Below are 6484 nucleotides of genomic sequence, written 5' to 3'. Positions count from 1 at the left end.
CCTGCCGCACTACCAGCAGCTACGTGAACCCCCGAAGAACTTACGGGCGAGACCACTAAGAGGCCGTCTTCACCGACTGCCGATGGCCTTTCAGTTTTCCGGAGGAACGTCCAGGGCGATGCCGTACAGCCGTGTCACGCGCAGTCTGATCACCAGGCGCTGGTCCTTGACCATCCGATCGAGGAACGCGGCCTCGTCCACCGGGTCGGCGAAGCCCCCGTTCATCTTCAGCAGCTCTCGGCCGGTCGCGTCCCCGGGAGTCGTCGACACCTCGGACACTTCCGCATCACCCTCGGCTACGGCGTACGTGAGGACGTTGTCGCCCTGAACATGGACGGTCGCTCTCGGGTCGTTGCGCAGGTGACGTACTTTGATGCGGCCCTGGGTCGACGCGATCCGGATCATACGCTCCCCGGCGTTCCAGTTGACGGCCATCGACCCAAGGTGTGGTCGGCCGTCGCGCTTCAGGGTCGCGAGGACGCCGAAGGACTGCTCGTCCAGGATCTGGGCCGCTTCCTCTTCGGTGAGGGGGCGTGCGCCGGGTCCCTGCCCTGGGCCGTATGCGTGGTCAGTCATGGTGATCAACTCAATCGTTTGCTTTTGCACGGTAATTGAGACGGTCGATGTCTTCTGTTCCGCGTTTCCGCAAGATGGACCATAGCAGATAGTTTCGTTGTAGACGATATGCGGCTGTGCCCATTGCCCAGCGCGCCCCGCCGCCGTCTTCTGTTCAGGTTGGAGCCGGGCCCGCTCGGCGGCGATCTCGGGGACCGGTCGTGGCGTGGCCGACGGCGCCTGTTCGCGACCGAATCGATAGTCAGCTGTCAAGTGATAGTAATCTATCGATTTCCTGGTAGCGTGGATGCCGTCCAACCCGGCCGGGGAAGGGAAACAGACGATGACCGAAGCACCGGAAATCCCCCTGTACATGCGGCGGGAGCAGTTCGATCCCGTTGAGGAGCTCAACCGAACCCGGGACACCGAGGGCGTCAGGCGCGTGATGACGCCCTTCGGCATGCCCGCCTACATGGTGAGCCGGTACGAGGACGTCCGCGAGGTGCTTTCGGACGCGGCCCGATTCAGCAACGCTCTGGCGCAACCGTTCGCGCGGCCGGGTGGCCCCGTCCCTGAGCGAGGAGGAGCTCGCCGAGCTGCGGGCCGGGCAGATGCTCGCGTTCGACCCGCCCGACCACACGCGGCTGCGCCGGATGCTCACCCCCGAGTTCACCATGCGCCGGATGCGCCGGCTGGAGCCCCGGATCGTCGAGATCGTCGACGCGGCTCTCGACGATCTCGAGCGGTCTGGCAAGCCCGCCGATCTGGTGTCGACCTTCGCCCTACCGGTGCCGTCACTGGTGATCTGTGAGCTGCTGGGCGTGCCCTATGCCGACCGCGCGGAGTTCCAGCACCGCACCGCTCGGCTGCTTGACATGTCGTTGCCGATGGAGCAGCGGATGGCGTTGTCACGTGAGAGCCGCGCATACATGGGCGGCCTGGTCGCACAGGCCCAGTCGGCGCCCGGCGAGGACATGCTGGGCATGCTGGTACGCGAGCACGGCGACGACCTGAGCACCGCCGAGCTTGTCGGCATCGCCGGGCTGCTGCTGGTCGCCGGCCACGAGACGACCTCGAACATGCTCGGCCTCGGCACCCTGGCGCTGCTGCGCCATCCGGAGCAGCTGGCCATGATGCGCGACGATCCGGCACAGGTGGAACCGGCCGTCGAAGAGCTGCTGCGATGGCTGTCGATCGTGCCCGCCGGGGTGCCCCGGACCACCACGACCGAGGTGAAGATCGCCGGCCACACCATTCCCGCGGGCGAGCAGGTGGTACTGGCGCTGCCCGGCGCCAACCGCGACCCGGCACTCGTCGACAACCCCGAACGGCTCGACATCACCCGTGGTGCGCCCGGCCACGTCGCGTTCGGCCACGGCGTGCACCATTGCCTGGGCGCGCCCTTGGCCCGGATGGAGATGCGGATCGCCTTCCCGGCGCTGCTGCGACGCTTCCCCGGCCTCGCCCTGGCCGTGCCGTACGAGGAGGTCAAGTTCCGTGCCTTCCACGCCGTCTACGGACTGCAGTCCCTTCCCGTCACCTGGTGAGACGGGAGGAGTTCGCGTGAAGGACGCAGCTGAGCGCGATACCCGCGCCGGGGCCGTCGCGCAGTGCCCGTCCGCGGCGCCGCGCAGGATGGATGATCGAGAGCGCGAACTGGACGACGCAGCTGTTAACGTGCGGGGATGGCGATAACGCGCGGCCAGGGCCTGCGGGTCGACGCCGCGCGGAATTACGAACGGATCGTGGTCGCGGCCGGCCGGGCCTTTGAGGAAGTCGGGCCGGCCGTGACCCTCGAAGAGGTCGCGCGGCGTGCCGGCATCGGCGTCGCAACGGTCTACCGGCGCTTCCGCAACCGTGATCAGCTTGTGCGGGCTGTCTTCGAGCACATCCTCACCTCTGAGATCGAGCCGGTCACCGCAGTGGAGACCGACGACCCGTGGCTGGACCTCATCGGCTCGCTTGAGGCCACCGTCGACGTGTTCGCCGGACGGCGGGTGATACTCGCGCTCGCCCGTGAGACGGACGCGATCGGTGTGGAGACCTTCCACCGCTACGTCCACTCGATGGAACGGTTGTTGCGCCGTGCCGTCGCCGCCGGCCTCGTGCGGCCGGAACTGGAGGGCCGCGACCTGGCCGCGGTCGTCGTCATGACCCTCGCCACGGTGCATCCCGGTGATCCGGACGGCGCCGACCGCAAGCGATACCTCGCGCTCCTCGTCGACGGGTTGCGTCCGGCGCCGGCCACCCTGCCGCCCCCGTCGGCACATGACATCCGCGACTGATCCGCCCGATCGTCGCCCCGCTGCCGCGCCTTTACTTGCCGCCTGTGCCCCATCAGCCGGCGCGCCAACCGCTTCGACACCTACAAGATCCGCGACGCGCGCTTCAGCGCGGCTGGTTGGTGGGGTGTGGTGCCTGGGGCTGGGTGGCTGCGAGGCTGGCGAGGAGTTTGAGCCGGTCTTCGGAGGTGGTGCCCGGTTCGGCGGTGTAGATGGTGAGGTCGTACACCGTCCGGTTGGACATGGGCAGGTCGAGGGACTGGTAGGTCAGCTCCAGGTCGCCGACCTGCGGGTGCCATAGTCGCTTGGTGCCGTCGTGGCGGATGCGGACGTCGTGGGCGGCCCACTGGCCGCGGAACTCGGTGCTGAGGGTGGACAGTTCGCCGATGAGCTCGCGCAGGGCACGGTCGTGGGGCTCGCGTCCGGCCTCGGCACGCAGCAGCGCGGCGGTGGCGGCGACGGCGGCGTCCCAGTCGACGAAGAACTGCTGGGAGCCTGGGTCGAGGAAGATGTAGCGGGCGATGTTGGCGCGGCCGTGCTGCGCGGTGGTGGGGCTGTCGAAGACCGGGGAGTGCAGGGCGCGGGCCAGCGGGTTACTGGCGACGATGTCCTGGCGGCCGTTGCGTACGAACGCCGAGGACATCGTCATGGAGTCCAGCAGCCATTGGACACGGGGCGCGACCTGGATGTCCTTGCGTCGCGACGGTGTGCGGCGGACGGGCCGGGACGCGCGGGCCAGGTCGAACAGGTAGGTGCGTTCGTCCTGGTCCAGTCGCAGGGCCTGGGCGACCGCGTCGAGCACCTCTTCGGACACGCCGCTGATGTGGCCCTTCTCCAGCCGGGTGTACCACTCGGTGCTCACGCCGGCCAGCACCGCGACCTCCTCGCGGCGCAGCCCGGGGACCCGGCGCCGGCCGCTGGTGGGCAGCCCGACCTGTTCCGGAGTGATCTTCGCGCGCCGGGTGGCGAGGAAGTCCCGGATCTGGTCGCGGTTGTCGGGTCGCTGCTCCATACCCTCCACGGTAGCCGCAGGGTCTTCGCAGGTGGCAGGGGTAAAGGGGGTTGAGCTTGTCCCCCCGATAAACGCGCTCTGCCTCGCGCTCGGCAAAACGGTTTTCCTGGGATCAGCACGTTGAACGCGACCTGCGATGCGGAGATGGATATGAGTACGCGAGGAGAAGTAGTCGAGCGGTCCGCGGGCGGGGCCGACGCGCTCGGCGAGCGCGGGCAGTCGCCCGCGCGGCTGCCGCTGGTGGTCTATGTGCTGGCGGTGGGCACCTTCTTGATGCTCACGACCGAGTTCGTGGTCGCGGGCCTGCTACCGGAGATCTCCGGCGACCTGCGGGTGAGCGTGCCTCAGGCGGGGCTGTTGATCACGGTGTTCGCGGTCGGGATGATCATCGGTGCGCCGTTGATGGCGATGCTGACGCTGCGGCTGCCCAGACGGTTGACGCTGATGCTGGCCTTGGGTGTGTTCGCGGCCGGGCACCTGATCGTCGCGGTCGGCTCCAGCTTCGCGCTGCTGCTGGCGGCACGATTTGTGACGGCGCTGGCGACCGGGGCGTTCTGGGCGGTGGCCAACGTGGCCGCCAGCCGTGCCGCGGGTCCTGCCGCAAGCTCTCGTGCCCTGGGCCTGGTGGGCGCCGGAGGCATGCTCGCCAACGTCGTCGGGGTGCCGCTCGGCGCGTTCGCCGGGCAACTGGTGGGCTGGCGGGCACCGTTCTGGGTGCTGGCGGTCCTGGCGGTGGCGGCTGCCGCCCTGATCGCCCGCACCGTCCCGCACGACGGCGGCGGTCATCGGGCGGTGTCGGTGCGGTCGGAGGTGACGGCCCTGCGTTCGGGGCGGCTGTGGCTGGTGCTGGCGGCCTGCTCGACCACGACCGGCGGGGTGCTGGCGGCTTACTCCTACATCGCGCCGCTGCTGACCGGCCGGGCCGGCATCGCGGCCGGGCTCGTGCCGCTGGTGCTCGTCGGCTTCGGCATCGGGGCCCTGGCGGGCTCGCTGGCCGGTGGCCGGCTCGGGGACGCCCGCCCGCACACCGTGACGATCGCGGCGGCCGCGGGGGCCACGGTCCTGCTGCCGGCGATCTGCCTGCTGTCGGATGATGCCTGGGCCACGGTCGTTCTGATCGCGCTGCTGGGGTTCTTCGGGCTCGGCGCCAACCCGGTGCTGATCTCCCTGTCGGTCCGCTTCGCCGGTCAGGCGCCCACTTTGGCGTCCGCCCTGACCGTCTCGGCGTTCAATCTCGGCACCGCGGTCGGGTCCTGGATCGCCGGGCGCGCGCTCGACTCCTCCCTGGAGGCCGTCGGCCCGGCCGCGGTCGGCACCGCCATCGCCGCGCTGACCTTGATCCCGACGATCATGATCGCCGTCATCCAGCGCCGCCGCACCCGCCCGCTGGGTCCCCGTCGCCGGGTGTATGGCCAGGTCAGCCGGGGAGGGGCAGGGAGCCATCCTGCTTAAACCTCGCGGTCACGGCCCGGGGCCGCTGCCCCGCCGCCATCACCTGAGACACACCACCATCGGAAATCAACCACCTGATACGGAGAATTTTGATGCGTGCAACCCTGATGTACGGCGCCGGCGACGTCCGCATCGAGGAGGTGCCGGACTCGGTCATCAAGCTGTCCACCGACGCGCTCGTCCGCGTCACCGCCTCCTGCATCTGCGGCAGCGACCTGTGGCCCTACGGCTCGATGAAGCCGGAAGACGGGCCCGCCCGGATGGGACACGAGTTCATCGGCATCGTCGAGGAAACCGGCCCGGAGGTGACCACCGTCAAGCGGGGCGACCTGGTCGTGGCCCCGTTCGCCATCTCCGACAACACCTGCGCGTTCTGCCGCGAGGGCCTGCACACCTCCTGCGCCCACCCGCAGGCCAACTTCTGGGACGGCGAGCCCGAGGAGGGCGGACAGGCCGAAGCGGTCCGGGTCCCGCTCGCCGACGGCACCCTCGTCAAGCTCCCCGTCGCGGCGGACTCGGCCCTCATCCCGTCCCTGCTGACGCTCTCGGACGTGCTCGGCACCGGTTATCACGCCGCCGTGGCCGGCGGCGTCAACGAGCGCACCCGCGTCACCGTGATCGGTGACGGCGCCGTCGGCCTGCTGGCGGTACTGTCGGCCAAGCGCCTGGGCGCCGAGCAGATCATCCTCATGGGCCGCCACCAGACGCGCACCGACCTCGGCCGGGCCTTCGGCGCCACCGACGTCGTCTCCGCCCGCGGCGAAGAAGGCATCGCCCAGGTCCGTGACCTCACCGGCGGGCACGGCACGCACGTCGTGCTCGAAGCCGTCGGCACCATGTCCGCCTACGAGCAGGCCCTCGGCATCGTCCGCCCAGGCGGCGCCATCAGCCGCGTCGGCGTCCCGCAGTACGAGGAGGCGCCGATCGGCTTCGGCAGCCTGTTCCGCCACAACCTGCGCCTGGCCGGCGGGCCCGCGCCGGTCCGGGCCTACATCGAGGAACTGATGCCCGACATCCTGGACGGCACCATCGAGCCGGGGAAGGTGTTCGACGTCACGACCGACCTCGACGGCGTCCCGGCCGGGTTTCAGGACATGGCCGACCGCAGGAGCCTCAAGGTCCTCATCAAGCCCTGACCTCGAGAGGCATGACAGAGGCGGGGTCCGGCCTCATCCGGGCCTCG

Annotated in this window: 6 protein-coding genes; 4 read left to right on the top strand and 2 right to left on the bottom strand. The window is 69.8% G+C overall.

The annotated features are described in order from the left end of the window. Positions 1-90: 90 nt before the first annotated feature. Entirely contained in the window at positions 91-1017 is a 927-nt protein-coding gene (locus tag ACFPZ3_RS47275; protein WP_379520967.1) for a PPOX class F420-dependent oxidoreductase, read from the bottom strand. Positions 1018-1115: 98 nt separating this feature from the next. On the opposite strand from ACFPZ3_RS47275, the gene ACFPZ3_RS47270 reads away from it, so the two are divergent. Further along, entirely contained in the window at positions 1116-2102 is a 987-nt protein-coding gene (locus tag ACFPZ3_RS47270) for a cytochrome P450 (RefSeq protein ID WP_379520966.1), read from the top strand. A gap of 138 nt (positions 2103-2240) precedes the next feature. Then, positions 2241-2840, top strand: coding sequence for a TetR/AcrR family transcriptional regulator (locus ACFPZ3_RS47265; RefSeq protein ID WP_379520965.1), 600 nt, complete (start codon positions 2241-2243; stop codon positions 2838-2840). Positions 2841-2943: 103 nt separating this feature from the next. Here the strand turns inward: ACFPZ3_RS47265 and ACFPZ3_RS47260 are convergent, their stop codons facing one another. Further along, positions 2944-3849 (bottom strand): helix-turn-helix transcriptional regulator, encoded by a 906-nt coding sequence (locus ACFPZ3_RS47260; RefSeq protein ID WP_379520964.1) that lies wholly within the window; start codon positions 3847-3849, stop codon positions 2944-2946. A gap of 150 nt (positions 3850-3999) precedes the next feature. On the opposite strand from ACFPZ3_RS47260, the gene ACFPZ3_RS47255 reads away from it, so the two are divergent. After that, complete coding sequence (locus ACFPZ3_RS47255; RefSeq protein ID WP_379520963.1) at positions 4000-5301, top strand: MFS transporter; 1302 nt, start codon at positions 4000-4002, stop codon at positions 5299-5301. A 92-nt stretch (positions 5302-5393) separates the two neighbouring features. Continuing rightward, positions 5394-6437, top strand: coding sequence for a zinc-dependent alcohol dehydrogenase family protein (locus ACFPZ3_RS47250; RefSeq protein ID WP_379520962.1), 1044 nt, complete (start codon positions 5394-5396; stop codon positions 6435-6437). The last annotated feature ends 47 nt before the right edge of the window (positions 6438-6484 follow it).

The sequence above is a fragment of the Nonomuraea insulae genome (genome assembly GCF_042656245.1).
This window is presented reverse-complemented; position numbering and strand designations above follow the sequence as displayed.